23 protein-coding genes and 1 tRNA gene are annotated in these 26,718 nt (G+C 40.9%); 9 read left to right on the forward strand and 15 right to left on the reverse strand.

The annotated features are described in order from the left end of the window. The first annotated feature begins 3 nt into the window (after positions 1-3). Positions 4-1,122 carry a type I glyceraldehyde-3-phosphate dehydrogenase gene (locus WDM69_RS02030; RefSeq protein ID WP_078307529.1) on the forward strand — a complete coding sequence of 373 codons (1,119 nt, stop codon included), beginning with the start codon at positions 4-6 and terminating at the stop codon, positions 1,120-1,122. Between the two features lie 575 nt (positions 1,123-1,697). On the opposite strand, the gene WDM69_RS02035 is transcribed toward WDM69_RS02030, so the two are convergent. Next, complete coding sequence (locus WDM69_RS02035; protein ID WP_078307531.1) at positions 1,698-3,902, reverse strand: carboxy terminal-processing peptidase; 2,205 nt, start codon at positions 3,900-3,902, stop codon at positions 1,698-1,700. A 395-nt stretch (positions 3,903-4,297) separates the two neighbouring features. On the opposite strand from WDM69_RS02035, the gene WDM69_RS02040 reads away from it, so the two are divergent. Next, positions 4,298-4,382: transfer RNA gene (locus WDM69_RS02040), tRNA-Leu, on the forward strand. Between the two features lie 4 nt (positions 4,383-4,386). Here WDM69_RS02040 and WDM69_RS02045 read toward each other — a convergent pair. The 10 genes from WDM69_RS02045 to WDM69_RS02090 all read right to left on the reverse strand — a co-directional run bounded on the left by WDM69_RS02045 (position 4,387) and on the right by WDM69_RS02090 (position 17,098). After that, positions 4,387-4,524, reverse strand: coding sequence for a hypothetical protein (locus tag WDM69_RS02045; RefSeq protein ID WP_338755581.1), 138 nt, complete (start codon positions 4,522-4,524; stop codon positions 4,387-4,389). Between the two features lie 14 nt (positions 4,525-4,538). Next, positions 4,539-7,433, reverse strand: a complete 2,895-nt coding sequence (locus tag WDM69_RS02050) for a hypothetical protein (RefSeq protein ID WP_338755582.1) — start codon at positions 7,431-7,433, stop codon at positions 4,539-4,541. A gap of 113 nt (positions 7,434-7,546) precedes the next feature. Then, positions 7,547-9,919, reverse strand: coding sequence for a hypothetical protein (locus WDM69_RS02055; RefSeq protein WP_338755583.1), 2,373 nt, complete (start codon positions 9,917-9,919; stop codon positions 7,547-7,549). A gap of 80 nt (positions 9,920-9,999) precedes the next feature. Then, positions 10,000-11,088, reverse strand: a complete 1,089-nt coding sequence (locus WDM69_RS02060; RefSeq protein WP_078307535.1) for a mechanosensitive ion channel family protein — start codon at positions 11,086-11,088, stop codon at positions 10,000-10,002. A gap of 12 nt (positions 11,089-11,100) precedes the next feature. Then, entirely contained in the window at positions 11,101-12,666 is a 1,566-nt protein-coding gene (locus tag WDM69_RS02065; protein WP_078307537.1) for a dihydrolipoyl dehydrogenase, read from the reverse strand. A 167-nt stretch (positions 12,667-12,833) separates the two neighbouring features. Further along, entirely contained in the window at positions 12,834-13,352 is a 519-nt protein-coding gene (locus WDM69_RS02070) for a peroxiredoxin (RefSeq protein WP_078307539.1), read from the reverse strand. Between the two features lie 147 nt (positions 13,353-13,499). Then, entirely contained in the window at positions 13,500-13,655 is a 156-nt protein-coding gene (gene cydX / locus WDM69_RS02075) for a cytochrome bd-I oxidase subunit CydX (RefSeq protein WP_078307541.1), read from the reverse strand. A 153-nt stretch (positions 13,656-13,808) separates the two neighbouring features. Next, positions 13,809-14,945, reverse strand: a complete 1,137-nt coding sequence (gene cydB / locus WDM69_RS02080; protein WP_338755853.1) for a cytochrome d ubiquinol oxidase subunit II — start codon at positions 14,943-14,945, stop codon at positions 13,809-13,811. Continuing rightward, positions 14,938-16,554, reverse strand: coding sequence for a cytochrome ubiquinol oxidase subunit I (locus WDM69_RS02085; RefSeq protein ID WP_338755584.1), 1,617 nt, complete (start codon positions 16,552-16,554; stop codon positions 14,938-14,940). The genes cydB and WDM69_RS02085 overlap by 8 nt, the downstream gene beginning before the upstream one ends. Before the next feature lie 58 nt (positions 16,555-16,612). Next, the gene (locus WDM69_RS02090; protein ID WP_338755585.1) at positions 16,613-17,098 is read right to left on the reverse strand and encodes a rhomboid family intramembrane serine protease; all 486 of its coding nucleotides are present in this window, start codon (positions 17,096-17,098) and stop codon (positions 16,613-16,615) included. Positions 17,099-17,175: 77 nt separating this feature from the next. Here WDM69_RS02090 and WDM69_RS02095 point away from each other — a divergent pair, with 77 nt between their 5' ends. From WDM69_RS02095 to WDM69_RS02105, 3 genes are read left to right on the forward strand one after another with little or no spacing between them, the layout of a single operon-like run. After that, positions 17,176-18,003, forward strand: a complete 828-nt coding sequence (locus tag WDM69_RS02095; RefSeq protein ID WP_338755586.1) for a transposase — start codon at positions 17,176-17,178, stop codon at positions 18,001-18,003. Positions 18,004-18,043: 40 nt separating this feature from the next. Next, positions 18,044-18,607 carry a hypothetical protein gene (locus tag WDM69_RS02100; RefSeq protein WP_338755587.1) on the forward strand — a complete coding sequence of 188 codons (564 nt, stop codon included), beginning with the start codon at positions 18,044-18,046 and terminating at the stop codon, positions 18,605-18,607. Beyond that, positions 18,600-19,913 carry a hypothetical protein gene (locus WDM69_RS02105; protein ID WP_338755588.1) on the forward strand — a complete coding sequence of 438 codons (1,314 nt, stop codon included), beginning with the start codon at positions 18,600-18,602 and terminating at the stop codon, positions 19,911-19,913. The genes WDM69_RS02100 and WDM69_RS02105 overlap by 8 nt, the downstream gene beginning before the upstream one ends. 58 nt (positions 19,914-19,971) lie before the next feature. On the opposite strand, the gene WDM69_RS02110 is transcribed toward WDM69_RS02105, so the two are convergent. After that, the gene (locus WDM69_RS02110; RefSeq protein WP_338755589.1) at positions 19,972-20,679 is read right to left on the reverse strand and encodes a glutathione S-transferase; all 708 of its coding nucleotides are present in this window, start codon (positions 20,677-20,679) and stop codon (positions 19,972-19,974) included. A gap of 66 nt (positions 20,680-20,745) precedes the next feature. On the opposite strand from WDM69_RS02110, the gene WDM69_RS02115 reads away from it, so the two are divergent. The 3 genes from WDM69_RS02115 to WDM69_RS02125 are packed head-to-tail and all read left to right on the forward strand — an operon-like array spanning position 20,746 to position 23,483. Beyond that, the gene (locus tag WDM69_RS02115; RefSeq protein ID WP_338755586.1) at positions 20,746-21,573 is read left to right on the forward strand and encodes a transposase; all 828 of its coding nucleotides are present in this window, start codon (positions 20,746-20,748) and stop codon (positions 21,571-21,573) included. Between the two features lie 40 nt (positions 21,574-21,613). Further along, positions 21,614-22,177 (forward strand): hypothetical protein, encoded by a 564-nt coding sequence (locus WDM69_RS02120; RefSeq protein ID WP_143823365.1) that lies wholly within the window; start codon positions 21,614-21,616, stop codon positions 22,175-22,177. After that, positions 22,170-23,483, forward strand: coding sequence for a hypothetical protein (locus WDM69_RS02125; RefSeq protein ID WP_338755590.1), 1,314 nt, complete (start codon positions 22,170-22,172; stop codon positions 23,481-23,483). Before WDM69_RS02120 ends, WDM69_RS02125 begins: the two co-directional genes overlap by 8 nt. Positions 23,484-23,541: 58 nt before the next feature. Here WDM69_RS02125 and WDM69_RS02130 read toward each other — a convergent pair whose 3' ends face one another. Further along, a complete protein-coding gene (locus tag WDM69_RS02130) occupies positions 23,542-24,249 on the reverse strand; it encodes a glutathione S-transferase (protein ID WP_338755589.1) in 708 nt (235 codons plus the stop codon). Positions 24,250-24,315: 66 nt separating this feature from the next. Between WDM69_RS02130 and WDM69_RS02135 the strand changes: the two genes are divergently transcribed. Then, positions 24,316-25,143: a transposase gene (locus WDM69_RS02135; protein WP_338755586.1), complete on the forward strand. Its 828-nt coding sequence runs from the start codon at positions 24,316-24,318 to the stop codon at positions 25,141-25,143. On the opposite strand, the gene WDM69_RS02140 is transcribed toward WDM69_RS02135, so the two are convergent. Both WDM69_RS02140 and dapC read right to left on the reverse strand, forming a co-directional pair. Next, positions 25,076-25,378 (reverse strand): rhomboid family intramembrane serine protease, encoded by a 303-nt coding sequence (locus tag WDM69_RS02140; RefSeq protein WP_338755591.1) that lies wholly within the window; start codon positions 25,376-25,378, stop codon positions 25,076-25,078. The genes WDM69_RS02135 and WDM69_RS02140 overlap by 68 nt on opposite strands. A gap of 49 nt (positions 25,379-25,427) precedes the next feature. After that, positions 25,428-26,636 (reverse strand): succinyldiaminopimelate transaminase, encoded by a 1,209-nt coding sequence (dapC, locus tag WDM69_RS02145; RefSeq protein WP_422393268.1) that lies wholly within the window; start codon positions 26,634-26,636, stop codon positions 25,428-25,430. Positions 26,637-26,718: the final 82 nt, after the last annotated feature.

Here is a 26,718-nt window from a genome sequence, read left to right on the forward strand (position 1 = left end):
ATCATGACTCATTCATACCCCAAACAGCCACCCTTAAAAATCGCCATCAATGGTTTTGGTCGTATTGGGAGAAATGTACTGCGTGCCTTGTTGGAGCGACAACTGCTATCAACCGACGATGCCAGTTGTCCATTGGAGTTGGTTGCCATCAATGACTTGGCAGATGCCAACACCAAACTGCATTTACTCAAATTTGACAGCACGCATGGACGGCTAAGCCAACAAGGCATACATGCCAGTCTAAGCAAAACAGGCAACTTACACCTACAAAAACTGGACAAACAACATAGGCAGTTTAACCATGCTCATGGCATTGTGAACATCATTGATATCCCACTGTTGCAACACGCCAGCCCAAAAGAGTTGCCTTGGCAACAGTTGGGGGTTGATGTGGTGCTTGAATGTACAGGACAATTCCGTTCTTACGCTGATGCCAACTTGCATCGACAAGCAGGGGCAACACAAGTTATCGTAGGTGCTGCCCCCTTTGATGATGTCGATGCCAGTGTGGTCATGGGCATCAATGAGATGATTTTAACCCGTCAACTGCCCATCATATCCAGCGTATCTTGCACCACACAAGCCTTAGTGCCATTGATTGACACTTTGCACCAAGCTTATGGTGTAACAGCGGTCATGATGACTGAAATCCATGCACTTACCGCTGACCAAAATGTCTTAGACCAAGCCCATCGTGATCTGAGACGGGCTAGGGCATCAGGGTTTAATATCATACCGACCACGTCCAGCAGCCTTGCCGCTACTGAGCGAGTATTGCCTTATATGGTGGGCAAAATCAACGGACATTCTATCCGTGTACCCACCATTGATGTGGCCGCCATTGATGTTACTTTTCAGCTGGCACAAATAAGCACACCAGATAAAATTAACCAAACACTAAAATCAGCCAGCCTTGATAAACTATCAGGTATCATGGGTTACAGTGATGCACCGTTGGTATCCAGTGATTTTTTTCATCAGCCTCAATCATTGATTGTTGATGCCCTACAGACCATGCAAGTGGGGGATATGATAAAGGTATTTGCTTGGTATGATAATGAGTGGGGTTATGCCAACCGTTTGGTGGATATGTGTGTGTATTTGGCATCGCTATCGCACTAAATGGCTGTTGTTTGAATGGTAATCTTATTGTCAGCATTGGTTTGGCAATCGTAAACTTAAATGAATCATCTGAAAAATAAACGCAACAAACCCACATGACAGGGCAGGTCATGCGAGTTTGTTACAAACTGTCCTTAGTTTAAATCACCATTCCTTGGTGATTTTTGGGCTTTGGGGTGGTCTTAACGCTCATGGGGGTGAGCATCATGTTCCTTGACCGTTATTGTCTTCCTTGTTCATTCTTCCTTAAATTGGGCTTGCTTCCTTGAATTGGGCTTGGTAGAACCAAGCTTAACCCTTATTGGTTTAACAGCACAACATCACCACGTCCATCACGTTTTTTAACGGTCATTCCTTGCCTTGAGAGCATTCCTTTGCACCGTGTGGCTATTCCATGTGTCTGTGCCGTGTGACCATAATCGCAAATTTTACCCTGTCATCATAGACGCATAAATCGTCAATGATTGTAAGCATATGCTTACAAGATGACCATGGAACAACAACACCATGGAACAACAACAATGACATTAAAGAACAATGACATTAAAGAACAATGACGTTCAAGAGCAATGACGTTAAGGATTGTTCTGAGCGTTACTGGCATCTAGCATCAACTGAGCCGCTTCCAATACATAAACTTCGCTCTCAGGCTCTTTGGGGCGCTCTTTTTCTTTCATACGGCTAAGCTCTTCAAACTTAGCATCCATCGCTGCTTGATACATGTCCCAGCTGGCATAAGGTTTTTGTCCTGTGGCTTTGCGTCGGGCATTTTCAGCAGCCAAGGTTTTTTGCTCCACTTCTTTCATGTGGTTACGGCGGTCATCAATATCAAGTTTGATGGGTTTTTTATCATCTTCCATGTTGCGAATGGCATTGATTTTAGACAGATACACAAATTGTGGGTTGCTCTGTTGGCGTATTTTGGACTGTTGGTTTAAAGTGGCAAGGGTGTCGCTGGTGAACTTGCCTTCAGGCTTAAATGGTGCGGTCTTAATGGTGTCCCATTTTAGGGCATACTTTTGTGAGCGTTCACCAAAAGTTGCCCCATCAAAGATATTGACCAACGCCACATCAGGCACAACCCCTTTATTTTGCGTACTGCCACCTGTGATGCGATAAAATTTTCGTTGAGTTAAGGTGGCACTGCCTAACGCCAGATTGTCCAGCTGAATTTGGGCTGAGCCTTTGCCTGTGGTCGTACTGCCAACCACCAAGCCACGCCCATAATCTTGAATGGCAGCGGCAAAAATCTCACTGGCAGACGCTGATGCTAAGTTGGTAATCACCACCATGTCGCCATCATACAGCTGTTCGCCATCATCACGGTCGGTATAGACCTGCACATTGCCTTGATTGTCACGGATTTGTACCATGGGTCCTTTTTTAATGAATAAATCAAGCATGTTGGCAACTTCATCTAAAGACCCCCCTGGATTGTTGCGTAAGTCCACCACCAAACCATCAATGTGTTGTTTTTTAAGGGCTTTAATGGCATTTTCGGTATCAATGCTGACACTGCGGTATTCCATGCCATGACGGCGAGCTTGATAGTTTAGATAAAAACTGGGAATCTCAAGCACCCCAATACGTTGGTCTTTGCCATTATGTGACATGGTAATGACACGGTGATTGACACCACTGTCTTCTTGTTTGATGACATCTCGCTCAATGGTAACAAGACGAGCAGAAGAGTCTGGACTGCCTGCTTGCTTAAGCTTTAACGTAACGGGCGTGCCACGCTTACCACGGATAAGAGCCACCACTTCACGGGTTGACCAACCCACCACATCTTGCATGTTTTTACCATCGCCTGCCACACTCAAAATCACATCATTGGGCTTGACTTGACCAGTTTTTGCCGCAGGCCCACCTTCCACTAAAGTAACGATGCGAGTATAGTCAGGATTTTTTCGGTCTGGACGAATGGACACGCCAATGCCTTCTAGTTGCAAATTAGATTGAATTTGTAGTTCGGTGGCTTGAATGGGGGCGTAATAATTACTGTGTGGGTCATAGGTTAATGCCGCTGAATCCAAAATGGTCTGCATGATTTCATCATCTTTTAAACGCTTTAGTTGCCCCAATTGTCGTTGCATTCGTTGTTGCATGATTTGTTTTGGTGTGCGCGCATCATTACGCAACAAATCTTGTCCTAGGGCAATGTCAGGATTATCGACATAGATTTTCTCCTTGGCTTTTTCTTCTTCTTGTCCTAAGGTGATGCTAATCAAGTCAAAAATCAGTTTGCGTTGCCAGTAGTTTTGTTGCTCTTTGACACTATTAAAGCGTTCTGCCTTTTCTCTGTCTAATATGATGCTGTCTTTGGTTTTTAGATTGATGTTATCTTTGGATAAAAACTGCTGTGCAAAATCATAATACTCAATCGAACGGTCAAGATATCGCTCAAAAATTGCCACACCAGCAGACAAATCACCTTGCTTTAAACGAATGGCATAATCATCGTTGTACTTTCGCTTAAACTCGTTAATATCTGACTGCAAAAACAACGTGCGACTGGGGTCAAGCGTGTCTAAATACATAGATAGCATCTTTTGCCCCATTTCTTTATCAAGAGGTTGATTTAAATAATGACTGCGGTCAAGTAATGTTGCCACTTGTCTGGCGGTCAACCGTTGTTCAGGCGTGATGTTAAAGTTACTGGTGGGTTTGGCAATGGCAGTTTGATGACCTTGTGCCACCAAAATACCCACAATGGTGATGCTGGCGATGCTTAGTAACCATTGAGAACCTTGATAAATGGTTGGAATTTTTTGTGTCATAACAAAGTTACCTTTTTAAAGCGAATATTGTTTTAAAGCGAATATTTTAAAGTGAATGTTTTAAAGCGAATATTGTTAAACCTAATCATTTTTAAACCTAATATATGTCATTTGGTATATGTCATTTGGTATGTATCATCTAGACTTAAGCCAAAATTGTCTCAGTTTAACAGATTAGGAAGAATGGTTTATCACCATTTTATAGCCATATTGTATGGCAATTCTGTTTAAATTCTGACAAAACACGCATAATCACCACATATCATCACTTTTTTAAGTTGTCAGGCTGATGACAGTCATCAATCAAAGCCATTAAAATAAAAAAAATAAAAAAAATGCTTGCTAAATCGTTTTAAATGGCTATAATAGCCAACCACTAACACGCAAAACCATTAGGGGCTGTGGCGGAATTGGTAGACGCACTGGATTTAGGTTCCAGCGCCGCAAGGTGTGAGAGTTCGAGTCTCTCCAGCCCCACCACATACTACCAAATAAAATCCACCGTACTGATGTTTCTAAACGCATCCCACCCATCTAAAATACTCGCTTGCATTGGATTACCCCCTAAGCGTAATAACACAGACGCATCTATCACCCCTTGAGTGTCCAAATACTCCGTCATTAACGTACTGGCTACTAATTGAGCAGGTCTATCACGTAATGTCTTATGTAAGTATTTTTGGATACGGAATACAAACTTAGTAAAGCGTAAAATACCCACTCTATTCTATTGGCATAATCTATGGCTTTACTGGTGGGTATATCAAAGTTAATAAACGCTTCTTGAGCTTCACTCACCGCATCATCAAACCCCATGCCTTGTTTTTGTAAATGCTCTGCCAACACAAACTTGGCTGCAAAATCACTAAACTGAGTGGCATCTGCCATCAGCTCATGCAAAGGCGTGTTCTCTGACATAAACAACCAATCCACCCCAACTTTTATTGGCTTGGGCAATAGGTCATATACCCTGTCTACTTGTTTCTCAAGGTCTGTTCTATATTTATTACTTTGATTTTGTAAGTCCACATCATCAACAATGGTGCTTTTTAACCCAACCTGCATGTATTTATGAGTTGGGTTATTCTCAAGCTCTTTTAACAAAGCATTGCGTTTTTGGCTTAATCCCTTTTCACCATTGGCAATTCTAAGATTGATTTGGGTTAATTGATTGTGCAATTTGACGTATCTGTTGCCATTACGCCATGCAGACACATACCCTGAGATGAGCTGAGTGGGTTTAACCCCACGTAATAACAACAGCAGATTATTGGTCATGATGTTGCCTATTAACACATCATAATTTCTAATCACAATGAATGACTTAATCCGCTTTTCAATCTCTTGTACCCATTGCTCTGCTTTATACAATCTGTACTTGGCTTTTTCTCCCCCCAATAAAAACTGTGAAATGCCCACAACGACTTTTTCAAAAGCATTACGCTCACCTGCTAACTTATCAAACATGTCTTTGATGGAATGACTTCTAAAACCAAACACCATGTTATACAAATCATCTCTCACCATGATGGGTTGCCCACCCCCATACAACTCCTTGGCTCTTTCACGTGCTTCATAAGGCAACATACGCCATTGTTGCATCACCTTAGGGTCATCACTGTTTGGGTCTAAGGCAATGAACTGATGGGGTTCACTGGCATAATTGGTCATATAATCTTCATGCAAGGTTTCTATGATGGTGCGTTGGTTTTCTTTGACTTCAGGCTTATAAGCCAAGTCCCCTGACCATTTACCCATTAAGGTAAAGACATCATTATCACGCTCTAACAAACTGTCCCGTACCACTCCTGTCATCTCATAATGATAATCTAAGATGCGTCCATCTACCCCAAAGTTAATCACCATGCTACTGGGTTCATTTAAAGGATTAAAGTCTTTATAAGAGATGTCTTGATTACGCTTCTGTCTTGCTTGAGCATTGGTTTTAGCCACTCTTGATAGCTCTTGTGGACTGGTGTCATCATAAATCACTGTTCCCCTTGAATGACTGTCATACATGTCCAATGCCCCTGAAACATACTTTTGCCGTTTAAAGTTACGGTTAAGCAATAACGTCCTTGCTCCTGTGGTGTCTAATTCATCTTGGGACAATTCTTGGCTGACAATCTCATACCCATCTAACTGTAACTCATGAATCTTATGAGCATAATCAGCATCATCTTGTGAAACAAACTCAAAGTTACGATAAGGGTTATATATCTGTGGGGTGTATCCTTTGGCATAGTTATGAATGTTAAAAGTAAAGTCAGCTTTGGATTGATTCACCATCTGCTGATGCTGTTTAAGCAAATACTTCATGCCTTTATTTTCACTTTCAAACAGTTGTTTTACCCCATCTAACACGTTCTTATCTGTGTACTCCAACGCATACAAACTGCTAAGAATGTCCACGTCTTGAAACACAGCCATGTCCATGTTGTCTAAGTCTGTCTGATGCTTTGTGCCTAAACCAATGGCAATGGATTGAGCATTCTTTAACAGATGCCGTGGGGTAATCTCTCTTGCCATGTATGCCCCAAGTATCTTACTTTGCATCACCATGTCATTGCCATTGATGTGTTGGCTTAATCTGTTTTCAAGCTCTTTTATCTTATCTTGACGCTTAGCATCATTGACAATCAATGCCTGTACTTGACTGATGGTTAAATGATTTAACAATGCTCCCATGTCTGTCTTTAAGATGGCTTGAGTGATGTGTTGTCTTTGCTTTTGGCTAAGCGTTTCTGTAAACTGCTCCATTAACAGCTTTTGGGTCATGTGGTCAGTCTCTTTACGTACTCCTTGAGCAACCGTACTTAAGCTTGATAACTTCTCAACCGCATCATATAACTTACCCCCTTGAGCCACTTCATTGAGTGTCTCAGCCACCACATTCAACTTACTGTTGGGTTTGCGTTCACTAAAGCTATCCACAGCTCCTTGAGTGTATTTGTCCAAATTCACTGCCACATCAGATGCCTTTGCCATTCGCCTTAAAACATCATACTGACTGTTTTGTAAATCCAATTTAACATAAGCGTGTCTGATGCCTTGAGCTAACTTATCATTGGCATGACTCACAGGGTTACCTGCTAATTGCCAAGTCTTATCTATCACGTTGTCTTTTTGGTTTCTAACCTTGTTATCCACACGCTGTAAGTTATTTAACAACCCTGCCACTTGCACATTGACATGCCCACGTTTGGTTCTTTGTGCCAATCCTGTAAACCAAGACCAAATGCTTTCAGCCACCCCCATAACAGCATCAAACCAACTGTCTTGATTGACGTGTCTTTTTACCCTTGGTTTGTTGATGATTTGGCTAAACTGCTCACTTGCCACAGACAAACCAACAAACCTTACTAAGAACTTAGTGTCATTCTTACCCTTATTGGCAAAGACATAATCTTTTAAGTTTTTAGCATGTTGCTTTTCTGCTTGACTGGCTTGGTCATAATTGGCAATAAAGTCTTTGACCGTTAATGTGTCAGACAACTCATGATAAATGTCATACAATTCAGAGACACTCAAATGCCCTGCATGTTGTTTGATGTAAGCTTGTATGATGGGGGTTAATACTTGGATAGTATGGGCTTCTTTATCGCTTAATTGATACCCTGCTTTGATTGCTCCTGTGGTGTGATTTAAGGCATGTTTGATGCTGTCTGCTCTCTATTGGTATCAGACGCTTCATAATCACTCACCACACGCTGTATAAGCTCATCTAAGTGGGTATTAAAACCATCTGATACCTTGCCTTTATCCAACCCCTTAAGTAGCTCTGTGGTGGTTTTAGGTAGGGTGGAATACCTTGGTTGGTTGAATTCTTGTGTGTCTTGGATTAGACTGTCTTTATCAGATGCTCCCACATTAAGACGTGTCATTGTAGGCTTAGTGTGCGTAGACTTGGAAGTATCAAATCCTACTCCTTGTTCATCATCTGATACTTTATTTGAAGCTCCCACATCAGTACGAGCGGAATAGGATTGATTGTGCGTAGGACTGGTTTTGCCATCACCCTTGCCAGTACCATCTTCAAATAATTCATATGCGGTGATAATCCAAGCATTACTTCCTGTGGATTTTTTCATCATAACTTCATAGCCATCATGCCTTAGTTGTACCATATTCTCTGTTGCTAAATAAGTACTTCCTTTAGCAATGATATTCATCACATCTTGAGTAAGCATCTTAACCACATCAGCATAACTCATCTTATCCTTACGCATTCTTGCTTCTATGATATGACTGATGCCTTTAGCTCCTTTGGTTTTACCATTGGTCTTGATGATGCCTGTATCACCCCACACAAAGTCAATCCAACCAATGTCATTGCGATACATGGCACGATGCACATCTGCTTTAGTCAATAAAACATCATTCATGGCTTTAGTGCCACGTTTGATATTGGCTTGAATGTCTTTTATGGCACTTTGACCATACTTGGTTTGTCCATCAACAATGTCCTTATCATACTCAACCTGCATGACTTGTTCCACAAGACTGGCAAAGGTCTTATAGTTACTGCTTTTATGTAAACCAAACATAGAAAAGACAGCGGTTAAGAACTGATTTAACCTACCTTTTTTAGCAGGTATCCCCAATGCCTTAATGTCCAACTCTTGGGTAATAAACTCAGCAAATGCCTTATCTGTCATGCCATAAGCAATGAACTCATGAAAGGTCTCTAGCTGTACTGCATAAATGCCTTTATCTTTGGCTTTAAGCTGAGCATACATGTGTTGTAAATCATCTACCGCTTTACCCCCTTTGGCTAATCCAGTCTCTGTTAAAGCATGGATAAGCTCATGATTAATGGCAGTGAGTTTATCTGTGTCATTGATGGCATCATTGTTAAATACCTGAGTATTTAAGGTGATGGTATTGGTGTTGTCATATTTACCATGATGTCTGTCCCCCATGTTATCCATGACAAATCTTAAGTCTTTGTTATGACTGCTAACCTGCTTAACCAATAACTTATAGAAGTCTTTTAATGGTTTGGGGGTATTGAGTTTATTGACAAATTCGTTGATGGCTAAAATGGTGTATTGTTTTGGTGTTGGGTTTGTACCATTTCGCTCCTGTTGTGTATCAGAACCTGTATCATTGGCTTGACTGTTTTGTTGGCTTCTGACAGAGTTGTTGCTTGCCGTAATTGCTGTGGAATTTGTTGAAACTGTCTTTGTTGCTCTGGTGTCAACTCCGTTTGATACAGTTTGAGATATGTCTCTTTCTTGGACATGAGCATCTCTTGCGTTGTTGCGACCATTGACAAGCTCCTTATCTCTTTGATTGGTATCTAAGACTGTTTGCTCTGTTGATGTACTTGACGATACAGATTGACTACTTCTGCGACTGTCTTGGCTTGGTTGATTTGGTTGACTATCCCTTTGAACATCTGACGCTGTTCTACTGGAAGTTGCATAAACTTCTGTACTGTCATTTCCTTGTGATTTTCCAGTATCTCCTGACGAGTCAGTTCTCTGATTGGTTGTGTCATTGTCATCTCCTATAAACAGTTCTCTAAAAAGACTGCCTATTTGATTTAAAGTGTCTTGGCTTAGTAAGTTACGTACATCTTTTTCAGATATCAGCACTGAAAAGAATTCATCATTAGAATACATGGCATAAGACAATCTGTCCTGAAGTATTTGATGCACTTCATTTTGACTATCTAAGTCATGTAAGACATTCCACAGTATTTCATTGAATGCTTTAATTTTTTCCTTGGCTTGATTTGACAAACCATTAGCAATCACATCAGCCGTAATGCTGTGTACCAGTTTATGATTAATTAATTCTAATAATCTGCCTTGCCAATCTTGAGTACTGGGATTGATGATTATCTTATTGGTTTTAGGATAATACATACCACCTGCTTTGATGTCGCTTTGAGTTTGGTTGTCCAATGTACTCACATCACTGACAATCTGTATCTGCACATCAGGATTTATCTGAGCAATACGTTTGGTTAAGTTAATGCTGTAATTTTGATTATCTAAACCAATAGCCAATAAGGCATCTAACTCATCAGATAATTTAAATGGCTTGTCTAATAAGTCAGTGGGGATTTGATGGTTGTTTATTAAATGATTTAACGTATCAGACGCATATGCGGATAGGGCGTGCTGATGCCAGCGGTGTCTAATGCCTTTTTGATAGTTTCTTGTAGGTCTTCTTTAATGGCTGGTATTTTAGCAACGTGGGCAGGTGTGACCCAAAAACGAACGATAAAATACACCCCGAAATCTGCCACTTCTGCTACTGTAATGCTCGGTTCGGGGCGTTTGAGTATGCTGTCGCTGTCTTCTAATACCTTGGCAATCACCGCTTTGGCGTTGTCCATGTCTGCTTCAAAGGCAATGCGTACTTTGATGTCAAAGCGAATAAAGTTTTTGGACGTTAGGTTGGTAACTTCAGAAGACGCAACGGTGGCATTGGGTAAAATGATGGTCATGTTATCACGAGTAAGAATGTGCGTGGTACGTAAAGAAATCAGCACCACACGCCCTTCTTTGTTGTTAATGTGTATCCAGTCACCCACTTGAAAAGATTGCTCAACCAAAATGGTCATGCCTGCAATGAAGTTGGCAAGCGTAGATTGAGCGGCAAAGCCCACTGCCAAACCCACAATCCCCAAACCTGCCACCAGTGAGACGATGTCAAAGCCGAACTGTGCCATGATACTGGCAACGCCCATGACCACAATCAACACAGAAAAGACATTTTTAAGTAACTGTTCAATCGATGCATTTAGCCCATAATGCCGTAAGATTTTGTTAATGACCTGCCCTGAGCTTGCCCATAACATATAATAGATGCCTGCCCAAATGCTGGCCTTGGCAGTGGCTTTAATGGTGCTTGGGGTGATGGTCATTTGGCTCATGATGCCTATGATACCAGCAGTTACCCAAAAGTAGCGTAAAACAGAACGGATAAGTCGGTAGTTTTTATGATTGAGATGTAGACGTTGGCGATTGTGTTTGAGAATATAAATAGACAACCAATAAGTAAAGCACAAAATGGATAAGAGAATTAAGATTTTGATGCCTGTACTGGCAAGTTCAACCCCTCGAGATGTCCAGTCTCGGGTTTCTTCTTCTAATGACCCACCAATTGCCAAATAAAGGCTATCATGTAGGTCGATTAAAATATGAGCAAAAAAATCCTTAACCGATTCCATGACGGCAACCGACTAATCCGAAGCTGATGGGTTATCAAAATACGGCAGCTGCATCTGAGCTTGTGCCTCTCTTAAAGCGGTGCGTAAGCCCTCTAAAATGGTTGGGTGATAAAATGGCGTATTCAGTAGGCTATATAAACTCAAATCATGGTTAATGGCATAAGTGAGCAGGTGGGCGATGTATTCTGCATCAGGGGCGACCATGCTTGCTCCCAACACACAATCACTTTTTTTGCACACATACAGCCGAAGTAACCCACAGTTTACACCCATAACACGGCTACGCCCTTGATTATTAAAGCTGACTTCACTGACCACATACGCCAGATTTTCATCTTCTATTTCTGACAGTGATTTGCCCAGTTGGGCGATTTGTGGTTCACTAAAGACAATGGAGATGGGGGTATCAAGTTTGCTGATGGTGTCTTTTTGTTTTGCCAAATTATCACCATCATTCTTTTCTTTGTTGATGTCTGCCTTGATTTGTAGCCCTGCCATATAGCCTTCGGTAGATGCCACATGTAACAATGGCAGATAGCCATTGGCATCACCGATGACATAAACAGGTAAGTTGGCAATTTGTCCTGTCAGTTTGTTGTGTTGTTTGGGTCGTCCTTTATCGTCCAGTTCTACGCCTAAATGTTCTATGCCCAGATTTGACAGCTGATTGCGTCGCCCTGTGGCTGCCAATAGATAGTCACAAGTGAATTGCTGTTGGTCGCCGTTGGTGTCAGTGTAATCAATCTGTACCTGTTTTTGTTCTTGTTCATCAATGAGCTTGACGGCTTGAATGTCGCTATTTAATGCCATGTTCAGCTCTTTGCTCAGACACGCAATCGCTTTGGCATTGACTTTATTATCCTGTAGGCCGCCCAAGTTGTCAGTGCGGTTAAATAAGCGTACCGTTACCCCCAAACGATGAAAGGCTTGTGCCAACTCCAAGCCAATCGCACCAGCACCGACCACTGCCAGTGATTTTGGCAAATCGGACAGCTCAAACACACCATCAGAAGTTAGTAGACGTTCACCCAAACTCTCTTGCCAACCATCAGGAACAAACGGTGTTGACCCTGTGGCAATGATAATGCGTTCAGCTTGGATACGCTCATCATTAACCCGTATCAAACCATTGGCATCAATACTGGCATGACCATTGATTTTGTGATGGTTATCCCAGCCATTCACGTTGTCTTGGACAAATTGAGCAAAACGGTCTCGCTCTTTTTGTACTCGTTGCATCACCGTTTTACCATCAATTTTAACATCAGCAATCACCCCAAATTCGTTTGACTGTTTGGCGTAATAAGCTCGCTTAGCAGCAGCGATTAACAGCTTGCTGGGCATACAACCAACCGTGGCACAAGTGGTTGTCCAATAGCCTTCATTGATGATGACGATGCTGTCGGTCTGCTCACGCAGTTGTCGATAAGCTGAATTGCCTGCTGTTCCTGCTCCGATGATGGCAATCTCAACATGGCGAGTGGCGGTGTTGGTATGATTGTTGTTTGTATTATGGCTGTTGTTTGGGTTATGGCTGTTGTTTGGACTGTTTGAGCCATTTTTTTGGGAGTTGGTCATATGGATTACCATGATGAATGATGATGTTTTAAATAAGATGGTTGCTACTGATGTTTAAGCGTTACTGATGGTTAAGTAAGGGCTGATATTTAAGACTGATGTGTGGAACTGACGCATGGTGTGTGATGCGTCAGCCCTCTTGGGGACATGTCCTAAAGTGTGCGATGTTAGGTTTGTGCCAATGTCTTATTTTGTGCCAATGTCTTATAAAGGCGCTCGGCGTGTCCCGTTGCTTTTAGATTGCGTTGGGCGTGGGTCAGATTGCCATTGGCATCATAGACAAAGGTTGAACGTACCAAACCGATTGTTTTTTTACCGTAGGTGTTTTTTTCACGGATAACGTCAAAGTACTGGCACAGTTTTTCATCTTCATCGCTGATAAGGGCGATTTGTAGGTTTTTTTTATCGATGAAATTTTTGTGTGAGTCGATGCCATCACAAGACACGCCAATCACGTCATAACCTAATTTGTCAAATTGGTGTTGCATGTCGGTAAAATCAGTGGCTTGTGTGGAACAACCGGGGGTGTTGTCTTTAGGGTAAAAGTACAAAACCAACCCCTTACGGCTATTTTTTGACCAGTCAGCAAGGCTGATGTCATCGGTGATGAAGTTATCATCAAATTTGCGTACCATTGGCACGGAAAAATCAGGCAAAGGTAAGATTTCGCTGGTGGGTTTGGCCATGTCATGCTCCAAAAGGGTAATAAAAAATCAAGGTTAATAAAAAAGTCTGTCGTTGTCTATATAAAAAACGGCGGTTAATTACCAGTACTTTGCACAAAGAATGTCAATGATTTGTTTGTTCATTTATCCGTTGGTTTGGGCGGTTTTTTAATTTTCTTCAGGAGCAAGGTCTTTTTCTGCTTTATGTTTGGGTTTTCGGCTAAAGGCTTTTACTCGCCCTTGCTCATTTTCTAACCATAACGCATTTAAGATGGCAAGTAATACCGCAAATCCTAGCCCCAAAATCCAAGCAAAATACCACATGATTGTCTCCAAGTGCATTGGCTAATAACCCATCTATTTTATTAAATTATGGATATTTTTAGATGGGTTTGCAAGTGCTGGTTAATCGTTCCGTTTGTCTTTATTTTTATTGGGTAGGTAAGGTATTGGGAATGCGTTTTAATGGAATACGCTCTAATACAGCGTATGTTCTTGTTCTCGTATATACGCTTTAGTAACCTTACCACGCATCACCGCATATGCCCAGCTGGTGTACATCATCACAAGGGGCAGTAGCAATACGGTTACATACAGCATCACCATTAAGGTGAGATGACTAGACACACTGTCCCACACGGTTAAGCTGGCATTGGGCTGGCTGGATGACGGCATGATAAAGGGGAACAGTGCCACCCCAGCGGTCATGATTACCCCAAGTACCGCCAGACTAGAGGCAATGAATGCAGTTAATGTATGTTTAAGTCTTAATAAAATCATGCTTATCAATGGCATCACCACACCCAGCATTGGGAATGTCCATGTTTGTGGGTAGGTCATAAAGTTATGTAGCCATGCCCCTGTTTGAGTCATGACCGTTTTATCTAATGGATTGGGTAATGCGTTGCCATCTATCACAGAGACGATAACATAACCATCAAGTGAACGAACCCATACCCCTGCTAGCACAAACAGCATCACCATGACCACAGCAGACAATTGGGTATGGCGAATGGCACGAGCTTGAATATCACCAACAGTACGGTGAGCCAGATACACACCACCTTGCATGATAAGCATACTGGCACTCACCAAACCACACAGCAGGGCAAATGGATTAAGCAAGGCAAAAAAAGTGCCAGAGTATTTAGACACCAAGCTGTTATCAAACTCAAATGGCACACCCAAAAACAAATTACCAAACGCCACCCCGAAAATCACCGCAGGCACAAATGACCCCACAAACAATGCCCAATCCCAACATTGTCGCCATCTGGCATTGGCAATCATGCTTCGGTATTTAAAGCCCACAGGGCGAAAAAACAACGCCCACAGCGCCGCCATTAATGCCCAATAAAAACCACTAAACGCTGTTGCATATACCAACGGCCAAGCGGCAAATATCGCCCCACCCCCTGTGATAAACCACACTTGATTGCCTTCCCAATGTGCCCCAATGGTGTTGATGATGACACGTCGTTCTTCATCGTTTTTACCCACAAACGGCAACAAACCACATACCCCCATGTCATGACCGTCCATAATCGCAAAGCCAATGAGCAACACACCGATGAGTAGCCACCAGATGATTTTTAACGTTTCATAATCAAACAGCATGGTCGGTCTCCTGCTTATTCAATGTATTGACTGGGTTAAAAGCTGAGTTAACAGCAGGCTTGTCTTCCCCATCATAACGCCCTGTGCCTAAGCTGGCAGGACCTTTTTTGACGTATTTAATCATTAAATACATCTCCACAATCAACAAAAACGTATAAAACAGCACAAAACCTGCCAGCGACAGATACACATTGGTTACGCTGATATTGGACACAGAAAAATGTGTGGGCAACATGCCATATATCGTCCACGGTTGTCGCCCATATTCAGCAACAAACCAACCCACTTCAATGGCAATCCAAGGGGCAGGTAACATCAAAACTGCCCATCTTAGTAGCCATTTATTTTCGGTGAATTTACCCTTAACGGTATGCCACAGGCAAATGCCAAACAATATCAGCATTAAAAAGCCCAAGCCTACCATGATGCGAAAAGCCCAAAACATGGGCAATACTCTAGGAATGGTATCTTCGGTGGCTTTGGTTATCATCTCAGGCGTGGCAGTGCTGACATCTTTGGTGTATTTTTTGAGCAACAGACCAAAGCCCAAGTCATCTTTAACTTGCTCAAATTCTAAGACCAAAGAGGCATCATTGGGATTTTGTCGCAACTGCTCAAGTAGACCCACCGCATGTTGCCCATTGATGATGCGTTCTTTGTTGATTTCTTTAATTTCTTTAATGCCAAGAATGGGCTTGTCTAATGAACGTGTGCCAATGATGCCCATGACATAAGGGATTTGTACCGCCCAATCGTTGGTTTGTTTTTTTTCATTAATTTTGGCAATTAAGTTAAAATTAGCAGGGGCAGGCTCAGTGTGCCACACAGCTTCCATGGTGGCGATTTTGGTCTGTTGTGCCAGACCAATCGAATAGCCAGATTCATCTCCCAACACAATCACACTACAAATTGACGCAAAGCCAAACGCTGCTGCCACCTGAAAACTGCGTTTGGCAAATTCCACGTCTCGTTGTTTGAGTAGATATAATGCTGAGATAGATAATACAAACATTGCCCCAGCGGTGTAGCCTGCTGACACTGTATGCACAAACTTATTTTGGGCATCAGGATTGAATATGACATCAAAGAAATTCACCATTTCCATACGCATGGTCAGATAATTAAACTCTGCCCCCACAGGGTTTTGCATCCAGCCGTTGGCAACTAAAATCCATAAGGCAGATAGGTTTGTTCCCAATGCCATCAATATCGTTACTAACAGATGTTGAGTGCGAGACAGCTTATCCCAACCAAAGAAAAATAACCCCGCCATCGTGGATTCTAAGAAAAATGCCATCAAGCCTTCAATGGCAAGTGGTGCTCCAAAAACATCGCCCACATAATGCGAATAATACGCCCAGTTAGTGCCAAATTGAAACTCCATGGTAATGCCTGTGGTTACCCCAAGTGCAAAGTTAATCCCAAATAACTTGCCCCAGTATTGGGTCATGTCTTTCCAAATCGTCTTGCCTGTCATCACATACACCGATTCCATGATGACCAACATCCACACCATACCTAAGGTCAATGGTACAAACAAAAAATGGTATAACGCCGTTACCGCAAACTGCAATCGAGACATATCGACCAGATGTTCTGTTATCACAACACACCCCCAAACCGCCATAAAAGATAAAAATCAAAACACGACTAATAACCTAATTTTAAATCACTGCCAATATGTTTTGGTGCAATGTCCACCAGCCCCACACAAATCCTACCGACAATGCCAGCACGCCCGACGCAAAGCCAAAGCGTTGCAGACCGAGTGATGTTCGCCATGTTAATCCCACCAACAAAGCCAATACCATGCCTGTCAATGCCCCACCAATATGACCAGCATTATCAATACCAGGCACAACAAAGCCATACAGCAGATTTATCGCCATTATCCACCCTAAGGACTTTGGATTAAGCTGAACACCATTTATCTTTATCTTAAACAGTGCCAGTATCAACAGTGATGCACCAATTCCCATGATGCCACCAGATGCACCTGCCATCACACCGATTGCTTGCCTTTCATGCAGTACTTGATGCCAAGTCACATAACTGCTTAACAGATTGCCACCGATGGCAGATAAAACAAACAAGCACAAAAATGCCACAGAGCCAAAGATTGGCTCAGCCACCCGACCAAAGACCAGCATGGCAAAGCCATTAAACTAAGACTTACGCAAAACCAATAAATTTGCGTAAGCGGATTAAAATATAGTAGCATAAAAGAATGCAAGCAAAAGCCATCACCCGACTAGACTACTGCCAATACTTACTGGTAAGCCAAAATAACTACACACTTACCCACTATGCCAAGCATCATCCTGAAGAAATAAGCCACGACCGCATTAATCGGTATCTTCGAGATGACAAGCTCATACCCAAGCTAGTATGGGAGAAAGTCAAACAAGACATCCTACCAGATGACGAAGGCATACTCATCTTTGACGACAGTATTTTAGACAAAAATCACAGCCATAAAATCGAACTGGTTAACCGTCAATATAGTGGTAACGCCCATCGCATCATCAAGGGCATCTGTATCGTTAACTGTATTTACGTCAATCCAAAGACGCAGCAGTATTGGCTCATTGACTACCGCATCTATGACAAAAATACCGATGGCAAAAGCAAACTTGACCATTTAAAGGACATGCTAAAACACAGTATTGAACACAAACAACTTCAATTCAAATATGTTCTAATGGACACATGGTACGCTACCAAAGACATCATGCTCTACAATGACAACCGCACGGACTGGATTGTCACCAATGACACCACTCAAGATTCATCAGATGACACACGACTGGTGTGTGCCATCCGTTGGAAGATTGAGCAGTTTCACCGAGAAATCAAGCAATTAACTGGCATTGAAAACAATCAGTGTCGTAAAGCTCGTATTTGGCGTAATCATATTTGTTGTTCTATGCTTGTTTGGGTGCAGTTAGCCAAACAGGCTAAAAGATTAAAGCAAACGTTGTATCAAGTTAAATATGGCTTGCTGAGCAATTATTTGCGAGAGCAGTTGAAGTCGCCTTCGGTTGTGTTTGCGTAAGTTCTATTTATTTATCTAAATATATAATAAAGGAGTTTTTATGAGAAGTTTTATGATTATTTTGCTTAGTATTAGTTTGCTCACAGCCTGTACGCAAAGCAACTCTAACCATCCATCCCCACCGCAGACAGAACCAAATCCACCAACAATGGACTTACCAAACAATGATAAGGAGAAAGACAAAGTGGATAATCAAGACCATCTTGACCGAACCAATACATTGTTAGGCACAGATAGCAATAATAATGGCATTCGTGATGATATTGATGCGTATATCGCAAAAAAATATACAGACCCTGCACAAAAAAAAGCAGTAGAAAATATGGCAAAAGCCATGCAAAAATCGCTGACTGTCGGTATGATAGCTGATGAAGAAACAAGACGGCTTGAAGCAAAAAAACTTTCTTTAGAAATGGATAAAAATAGTGGTTGCATTTTTTATCTAGCAGACCATAACCCTAACTTTAGTGAGGATATTATTTTAGAATTAGAATCTTTAACAACCAATACAAAAGAAAGGTTGCTCGCTTATCTAGCCTATGATAAGGCATTGGATGGCACAGTAAGTAGTTTAATGGACGAAAAGGAGTCTTGTTATGAATAAGAATATGATTTCAGTACCTTTATTAGTTTTAGTTGTAAATGTTTTATTTACAACTGTGGCTCAAGCAGAAAATATTGCTCCCGAAAATAATATTTGCCAATCACAAGGGATCATATTTGGGTTTTTTAATGGCGTGCAAACAACTAAAATACAAGCAAATAATAATTTAAAAGCAATGAAACGTCTTTATGGTAATACAACACCAAAAGGTGAAGCTATCAGATACGAGCTACTTTACAATCAAACAAACGGTTTTTCAGATTTTGTAGAAGTATTTGAACAAAGATTACTTGAGCAAGATATTGCCTTAAAGGGTAGATTTGAATTATTTTTTGAAGCTCTACATGATGAAGGTACTTTTTTAGATAAAATTAAAAAAGCTGTACCAAATCTAACAGATATTTTTATTGCCTTTAAAGACAGACAAAAAGTATGGATGGCTCAAAAACTTACAACGCTATTCGGTAATCCACCAACATTAGAAGACTATAAGGAACATCAATCTAGAATTGACACATGGGCATTAGAGGGTTATAAAGTGTTATTTTTTGCCCATTCTCAAGGAAATTTATTTGCCAATTCTGCCTATCAATATGCAAGAACAAAAATGGACGCATCTTCCGTACATATCATACATGTTGCTCCTGCATCGCCAACACTCAATGGAAATCATGTATTGGCTGATAAAGACTACGTGATTAATGGTTTAAGATTGGTAGGCTCTGTTCCACCAGTTACTGATGTAATTCCGACATTCTTACTGAGACCTGCAGGATTGAATGGGAAAAAAGATTTTTTAGGACATGGACTATTGGAAATTTATTTAAATAAAAGTTTAATAACCTCTGTCAAAATAGCCGATTATGTAAATACTTCTTTTAATACATTACAAAAACCTGTGGCTCAAGCATCTTCTGGCTTTTTCACAACAACATTAACATGGAATGGTACTGGTGATGTAGATTTACACACATTTGAACCCAATATGCAAGTATTCTATCGTAATATGCAAGGTAAATCAGGCTATCTTGATGTGGATAATACGCACGGTTTTGGTCCAGAACATTATTTTGCAAGTTGCGATAAAACCAAACTCCAAGAAGGTACTTATACAATTAAACTTGCAAACTATAACCGAGCTGATGGACGTACTGCCACAGTCCAAATCGCCACCAATAAACAAGGCGTTGTTTTGACCAAAAGTGCTGTAATGGGTGAAGCAACAGAAGATAACCCAACTCACTTTATTGCCAATGTCCATGTATCAAAAGATGATATGGGCAATTATCACGCAAAAGTTGAATAAAATGATGATAATACAAGAAAAGCAATCCTAACAAGATTGCTTTTTTTAAACTTCATCATCAAAACCGATTTTCACCTGCTTTTGCGATGGCTTTTTGGTAAGCAGGACGAGCATGACAGCGTTTTAACCAATTATGAATATTGGCAAAACGTGGCTCAAGTTGGCGTGTGGTTTTCATTGCATTAATCGCAAATTCAAGCTGAATATCCGCCCCTGTAAACTGCGAACCTGCCAACCAATCATTGCTTGACAAATGTTTGTCTAACATATTGAGTTCTGCTTCAAGGGTTTTATTTACATACGATTCGTCCACGCCTTTTTTGAGCAGTTTGGCAACTTGTTTGATACCAATCGGTGATTTTTTAATCATTTTGCCAAACAAAAGCCGAATAATTAACAAAGGCATGAGTGAACTTTCGGTAAAATGCAACCAATAGCGATAATCTTCATAAGCAGGCGTGCCATAATCTGGGCGAAATTGTTTATTTAGCACCATTTGGGCGATGAGTTCAGAATTTTGCTCACCTTTGGCATCATAATTATCAATCAAATATTCAATCATGATGGCAGATTCAATCAATGTCTTATCACCATCTTGTAAAATGGGGGCTTTTCCCATTGGGTGAACCTGTTGCAGGGCTTTGGGAGCAAGACCATTGACACGCTCATACGTGGTTAATTGATAAGTTAAATTTAACTCTTCTAGTAGCCAAATGATACGAAAAGAGCGAGAACTTTGTAAATGATGTAAATGTAGTTTTGACATAAAAATAGGACTTACGCAAAACCAATAAATTTGCGTAAGCGGATTAAAATATAGTAGCATAAAAGAATGCAAGCAAAAGCCATCACCCGACTAGACTACTGCCAATACTTACTGGTAAGCCAAAATAACTACACACTTACCCACTATGCCAAGCATCATCCTGAAGAAATAAGCCACGACCGCATTAATCGGTATCTTCGAGATGACAAGCTCATACCCAAGCTAGTATGGGAGAAAGTCAAACAAGACATCCTACCAGATGACGAAGGCATACTCATCTTTGACGACAGTATTTTAGACAAAAATCACAGCCATAAAATCGAACTGGTTAACCGTCAATATAGTGGTAACGCCCATCGCATCATCAAGGGCATCTGTATCGTTAACTGTATTTACGTCAATCCAAAGACGCAGCAGTATTGGCTCATTGACTACCGCATCTATGACAAAAATACCGATGGCAAAAGCAAACTTGACCATTTAAAGGACATGCTAAAACACAGTATTGAACACAAACAACTTCAATTCAAATATGTTCTAATGGACACATGGTACGCTACCAAAGACATCATGCTCTACAATGACAACCGCACGGACTGGATTGTCACCAATGACACCACTCAAGATTCATCAGATGACACACGACTGGTGTGTGCCATCCGTTGGAAGATTGAGCAGTTTCACCGAGAAATCAAGCAATTAACTGGCATTGAAAACAATCAGTGTCGTAAAGCTCGTATTTGGCGTAATCATATTTGTTGTTCTATGCTTGTTTGGGTGCAGTTAGCCAAACAGGCTAAAAGATTAAAGCAAACGTTGTATCAAGTTAAATATGGCTTGCTGAGCAATTATTTGCGAGAGCAGTTGAAGTCGCCTTCGGTTGTGTTTGCGTAAGTTCTATTTATTTATCTAAATATATAATAAAGGAGTTTTTATGAGAAGTTTTATGATTATTTTGCTTAGTATTAGTTTGCTCACAGCCTGTACGCAAAGCAACTCTAACCATCCATCCCCACCGCAGACAGAACCAAATCCACCAACAATGGACTTACCAAACAATGATAAGGAGAAAGACAAAGTGGATAATCAAGACCATCTTGACCGAACCAATACATTGTTAGGCACAGATAGCAATAATAATGGCATTCGTGATGATATTGATGCGTATATCGCAAAAAAATATACAGACCCTGCACAAAAAAAAGCAGTAGAAAATATGGCAAAAGCCATGCAAAAATCGCTGACTGTCGGTATGATAGCTGATGAAGAAACAAGACGGCTTGAAGCAAAAAAACTTTCTTTAGAAATAGGAAAAGGCATAGACTGTGCTTTTTACATGAATAGCATTAACCCAAGTTTTGATCTTGATATTCTTGATCAAATAGAATCTCTCACAACAAACACAAAAGAGAGATTACTTGCCTATCTAGCGTATGATAAAGCATTAGATGGCACAGTTCACGCTCTAACCGACCCAAAAGGAGATTGTTATGAATAAAAGAACAGCAACATTTGGTTTAGTATTTTTTATCAATACTTATTTGTTTACACCTGTGGTATATGCAGAAACTATATCACCAGAAAATAATATTTGCCAATCACAAGGGATAATATTTGGGTTTTTAAATGGCGTTCAAACCACATCACGTCAAGCTCGTATCAATTTAAATCATATGAAATACTTATATGGTAATACAACACCAAAAGGTGAAGCTATCAGATACGAGCTACTTTACAATCAAACAAACGGTTTTTCAGATTTTGTAGAAGTATTTGAACAAAGATTACTTGAGCAAGATATTGCCTTAAAGGGTAGATTTGAATTATTTTTTGAAGCTCTACATGATGAAGGTACTTTTTTAGATAAAATTAAAAAAGCTGTACCAAATCTAACAGATATTTTTATTGCCTTTAAAGACAGACAAAAAGTATGGATGGCTCAAAAACTTACAACGCTATTCGGTAATCCACCAACATTAGAAGACTATAAGGAACATCAATCTAGAATTGACACATGGGCATTAGAGGGTTATAAAGTGTTATTTTTTGCCCATTCTCAAGGAAATTTATTTGCCAATTCTGCCTATCAATATGCAAGAACAAAAATGGACGCATCTTCCGTACATATCATACATGTTGCTCCTGCATCGCCAACACTCAATGGAAATCATGTGTTGGCTGATAAAGACTACGTGATTAATGGTTTAAGATTGGTAGGCTCTGTTCCACCAGTTACTGATGTAATTCCGACATTCTTACTGAGACCTGCAGGATTGAATGGGAAAAAAGATTTTTTAGGACATGGACTATTGGAAATTTATTTAAATAAAAGTTTAATAACCTCTGTCAAAATAGCCGATTATGTAAATACTTCTTTTAATACATTACAAAAACCTGTGGCTCAAGCATCTTCTGGCTTTTTCACAACAACATTAACATGGAATGGTACTGGTGATGTAGATTTACACACATTTGAACCCAATATGCAAGTATTCTATCGTAATATGCAAGGTAAATCAGGCTATCTTGATGTGGATAATACGCACGGTTTTGGTCCAGAACATTATTTTGCAAGTTGCGATAAAACCAAACTCCAAGAAGGTACTTATACAATTAAACTTGCAAACTATAACCGAGCTGATGGACGTACTGCCACAGTCCAAATCGCCACCAATAAACAAGGCGTTGTTTTGACCAAAAGTGCTGTAATGGGTGAAGCAACAGAAGATAACCCAACTCACTTTATTGCCAATGTCCATGTATCAAAAGATGATATGGGCAATTATCACGCAAAAGTTGAATAAAATGATGATAATACAAGAAAAGCAATCCTAACAAGATTGCTTTTTTTAAACTTCATCATCAAAACCGATTTTCACCTGCTTTTGCGATGGCTTTTTGGTAAGCAGGACGAGCATGACAGCGTTTTAACCAATTATGAATATTGGCAAAACGTGGCTCAAGTTGGCGTGTGGTTTTCATTGCATTAATCGCAAATTCAAGCTGAATATCCGCCCCTGTAAACTGCGAACCTGCCAACCAATCATTGCTTGACAAATGTTTGTCTAACATATTGAGTTCTGCTTCAAGGGTTTTATTTACATACGATTCGTCCACGCCTTTTTTGAGCAGTTTGGCAACTTGTTTGATACCAATCGGTGATTTTTTAATCATTTTGCCAAACAAAAGCCGAATAATTAACAAAGGCATGAGTGAACTTTCGGTAAAATGCAACCAATAGCGATAATCTTCATAAGCAGGCGTGCCATAATCTGGGCGAAATTGTTTATTTAGCACCATTTGGGCGATGAGTTCAGAATTTTGCTCACCTTTGGCATCATAATTATCAATCAAATATTCAATCATGATGGCAGATTCAATCAATGTCTTATCACCATCTTGTAAAATGGGGGCTTTTCCCATTGGGTGAACCTGTTGCAGGGCTTTGGGAGCAAGACCATTGACACGCTCATACGTGGTTAATTGATAAGTTAAATTTAACTCTTCTAGTAGCCAAATGATACGAAAAGAGCGAGAACTTTGTAAATGATGTAAATGTAGTTTTGACATAAAAATAGGACTTACGCAAAACCAATAAATTTGCGTAAGCGGATTAAAATATAGTAGCATAAAAGAATGCAAGCAAAAGCCATCACCCGACTAGACTACTGCCAATACTTACTGGTAAGCCAAAATAACTACACACTTACCCACTATGCCAAGCATCATCCTGAAGAAATAAGCCACGACCGCATTAATCGGTATCTTCGAGATGACAAGCTCATACCCAAGCTAGTATGGGAGAAAGTCAAACAAGACATCCTACCAGATGACGAAGGCATACTCATCTTTGACGACAGTATTTTAGACAAAAATCACAGCCATAAAATCGAACTGGTTAACCGTCAATATAGTGGTAACGCCCATCGCATCATCAAGGGCATCTGTATCGTTAACTGTATTTACGTCAATCCAAAGACGCAGCAGTATTGGCTCATTGACTACCGCATCTATGACAAAAATACCGATGGCAAAAGCAAACTTGACCATTTAAAGGACATGCTAAAACACAGTATTGAACACAAACAACTTCAATTCAAATATGTTCTAATGGACACATGGTACGCTACCAAAGACATCATGCTCTACAATGACAACCGCACGGACTGGATTGTCACCAATGACACCACTCAAGATTCATCAGATGACACACGACTGGTGTGTGCCATCCGTTGGAAGATTGAGCAGTTTCACCGAGAAATCAAGCAATTAACTGGCATTGAAAACAATCAGTGTCGTAAAGCTCGTATTTGGCGTAATCACATTTGTTGTTCTATGCTTGTTTGGGTGCAGTTAGCCAAACAGGCTAAAAGATTAAAGCAAACGTTGTATCAAGTTAAATATGGCTTGCTGAGCAATTATTTGCGAGAGCAGTTGAAGTCGCCTTCGGTTGTGTTTGCGTAAGTCCTATAAACAACAAATGTATCACCCCAACATGCAAAAACGCACTGGTAAGCAGTCGCCATGGTTCATTTATCATGGTTAAGGGCAAGGCATTTGCTCCCCACGCTATCAGGTCTTGTGTGTTTGGCTCAGTGATGCTGGTGCCTGTCAGCACTTGCCAAGTGAATAAGCCCACAAAGCTTGCCAATAATAAAGCGGTGCTGGGGGCATGTTGCCAAAGATTTTGAGCATTCATTGGCTGGTCTCACATTGACCGACTTTGTGCCCGCTTGTTTTGATGTGTGTCATCTCATTATCTCATTTAATAAGCTGTCGATGCGTTCAATGGCATCATGGTTCTCTTCCATGCTCGCCACCAATGCCAACCTGATAAAACCTTGCCCCGGATTTTGCCCGCCCACATCACGAGACAGATATCGCCCTGCTAACGCATGAATGCCACACTGACTGTATAGGGATTTGACAAAAAGTTCATCATCATTATCAAAACAATCAGGCACAGCCACCCACAGATAAAAAGAAGCTTCAGGACGGCGTAGATTGAGTTTGTTACCCAATCTGTCTAACCATAAGTCAAATTTTTGGGCATACAAATCACGATTGGCTTGCACATGGGTCTCATCTTGCCAAGCGGTCATGGACGCATGTTGATGGTGCAGGGGCATGGCACAGCCGTGATAAGTTCGGTATTGCAAATAAGAATTTAACAGCTTGGCGTCGCCTGCCACAAAGCCAGAACGCAACCCTGGCAGATTAGAGCGTTTGGATAATGAATGAAACACCACGCAGCGGTCATAGTCATCACGTCCAAGCGTGGCACAGGCTTGTAGTAGCCCAATGGGTGGTGTGTCAAAATACAATTCACTGTAGCATTCATCACTGGCAATCACAAAATCATGCTCATCTGCCAAAGCAAGCAAATGTTGCCAGTCATCTTGGTTTAATACTGAGCCTGTGGGGTTATTGGGGCTACAGACAAACACAAGCTGAGTGCGTTGCCATACATCTGCTGGCACATTGGCATAATCTGCTTTAAACTTTGTATCAGCAGTACACGGCACATAATACGGCTTAGCCCCTGCCAATAGCGTTGCCCCTTCATAGATTTGATAAAAGGGATTGGGCATCACCACATAAGGTTTTTTGATGTGATGGCGATTGATGACCGCTTGTACAAAGCTAAAAATGGCTTCACGACTGCCCATCACTGGTATGATGTGATGGTTTGGGTCAACATCAGTCAAATGAAAACGCTTGCTTAACCAATCAGCAATCGCTTGGCTCAGCTCTGGCATGCCGCCTGTATTTGGATAATGTTGCACTTTGCCAACATGCTCTAGCAAGGCATCTAATACAAATTTAGGTGGTGGGTGTTTTGGTTCGCCAATGCCCAATTTGATAAGTGGCTGGTCTTTTGCAGGCTCAATACCAGCAAGCAATGTGGTCATCTTAGCAAATGGGTAGGGGGGTAGTTGCTCTATGACTGGATTAATAAAAGCGGAATTGATAGAAGCAGAATTGATAAAAGCTGAGTTCATGGCAATTTATCCTGTTGCTAAGCTGATTGAACTTAGC

Source organism: Lwoffella lincolnii, from assembly GCF_037201985.1.
GTDB classification, from domain to species: Bacteria; Pseudomonadota; Gammaproteobacteria; order Pseudomonadales; family Moraxellaceae; genus Psychrobacter; species Psychrobacter lincolnii.

Bases quoted from the DNA above. Each gene is read 5' to 3' on its own strand.
- WDM69_RS02030 (WP_078307529.1), top strand. From the start codon at position 4: ATGACTCATTCATACCCCAAACAGCCACCCTTAAAAATCGCCATCAAT.
- WDM69_RS02035 (WP_078307531.1), bottom strand. From the start codon at position 3,902: ATGACACAAAAAATTCCAACCATTTATCAAGGTTCTCAATGGTTACTA.
- WDM69_RS02045 (WP_338755581.1), bottom strand. From the start codon at position 4,524: ATGACGGAGTATTTGGACACTCAAGGGGTGATAGATGCGTCTGTGTTA.
- WDM69_RS02060 (WP_078307535.1), bottom strand. From the start codon at position 11,088: ATGGAATCGGTTAAGGATTTTTTTGCTCATATTTTAATCGACCTACAT.
- WDM69_RS02065 (WP_078307537.1), bottom strand. From the start codon at position 12,666: ATGACCAACTCCCAAAAAAATGGCTCAAACAGTCCAAACAACAGCCAT.
- WDM69_RS02070 (WP_078307539.1), bottom strand. From the start codon at position 13,352: ATGGCCAAACCCACCAGCGAAATCTTACCTTTGCCTGATTTTTCCGTG.
- cydX (WP_078307541.1), bottom strand. From the start codon at position 13,655: ATGTGGTATTTTGCTTGGATTTTGGGGCTAGGATTTGCGGTATTACTT.
- WDM69_RS02090 (WP_338755585.1), bottom strand. From the start codon at position 17,098: ATGCTGGTCTTTGGTCGGGTGGCTGAGCCAATCTTTGGCTCTGTGGCA.
- WDM69_RS02095 (WP_338755586.1), top strand. From the start codon at position 17,176: ATGCAAGCAAAAGCCATCACCCGACTAGACTACTGCCAATACTTACTG.
- WDM69_RS02100 (WP_338755587.1), top strand. From the start codon at position 18,044: ATGAGAAGTTTTATGATTATTTTGCTTAGTATTAGTTTGCTCACAGCC.
- WDM69_RS02105 (WP_338755588.1), top strand. From the start codon at position 18,600: ATGAATAAGAATATGATTTCAGTACCTTTATTAGTTTTAGTTGTAAAT.
- WDM69_RS02110 (WP_338755589.1), bottom strand. From the start codon at position 20,679: ATGTCAAAACTACATTTACATCATTTACAAAGTTCTCGCTCTTTTCGT.
- WDM69_RS02115 (WP_338755586.1), top strand. From the start codon at position 20,746: ATGCAAGCAAAAGCCATCACCCGACTAGACTACTGCCAATACTTACTG.
- WDM69_RS02120 (WP_143823365.1), top strand. From the start codon at position 21,614: ATGAGAAGTTTTATGATTATTTTGCTTAGTATTAGTTTGCTCACAGCC.
- WDM69_RS02125 (WP_338755590.1), top strand. From the start codon at position 22,170: ATGAATAAAAGAACAGCAACATTTGGTTTAGTATTTTTTATCAATACT.
- WDM69_RS02130 (WP_338755589.1), bottom strand. From the start codon at position 24,249: ATGTCAAAACTACATTTACATCATTTACAAAGTTCTCGCTCTTTTCGT.
- WDM69_RS02135 (WP_338755586.1), top strand. From the start codon at position 24,316: ATGCAAGCAAAAGCCATCACCCGACTAGACTACTGCCAATACTTACTG.
- WDM69_RS02140 (WP_338755591.1), bottom strand. From the start codon at position 25,378: ATGAATGCTCAAAATCTTTGGCAACATGCCCCCAGCACCGCTTTATTA.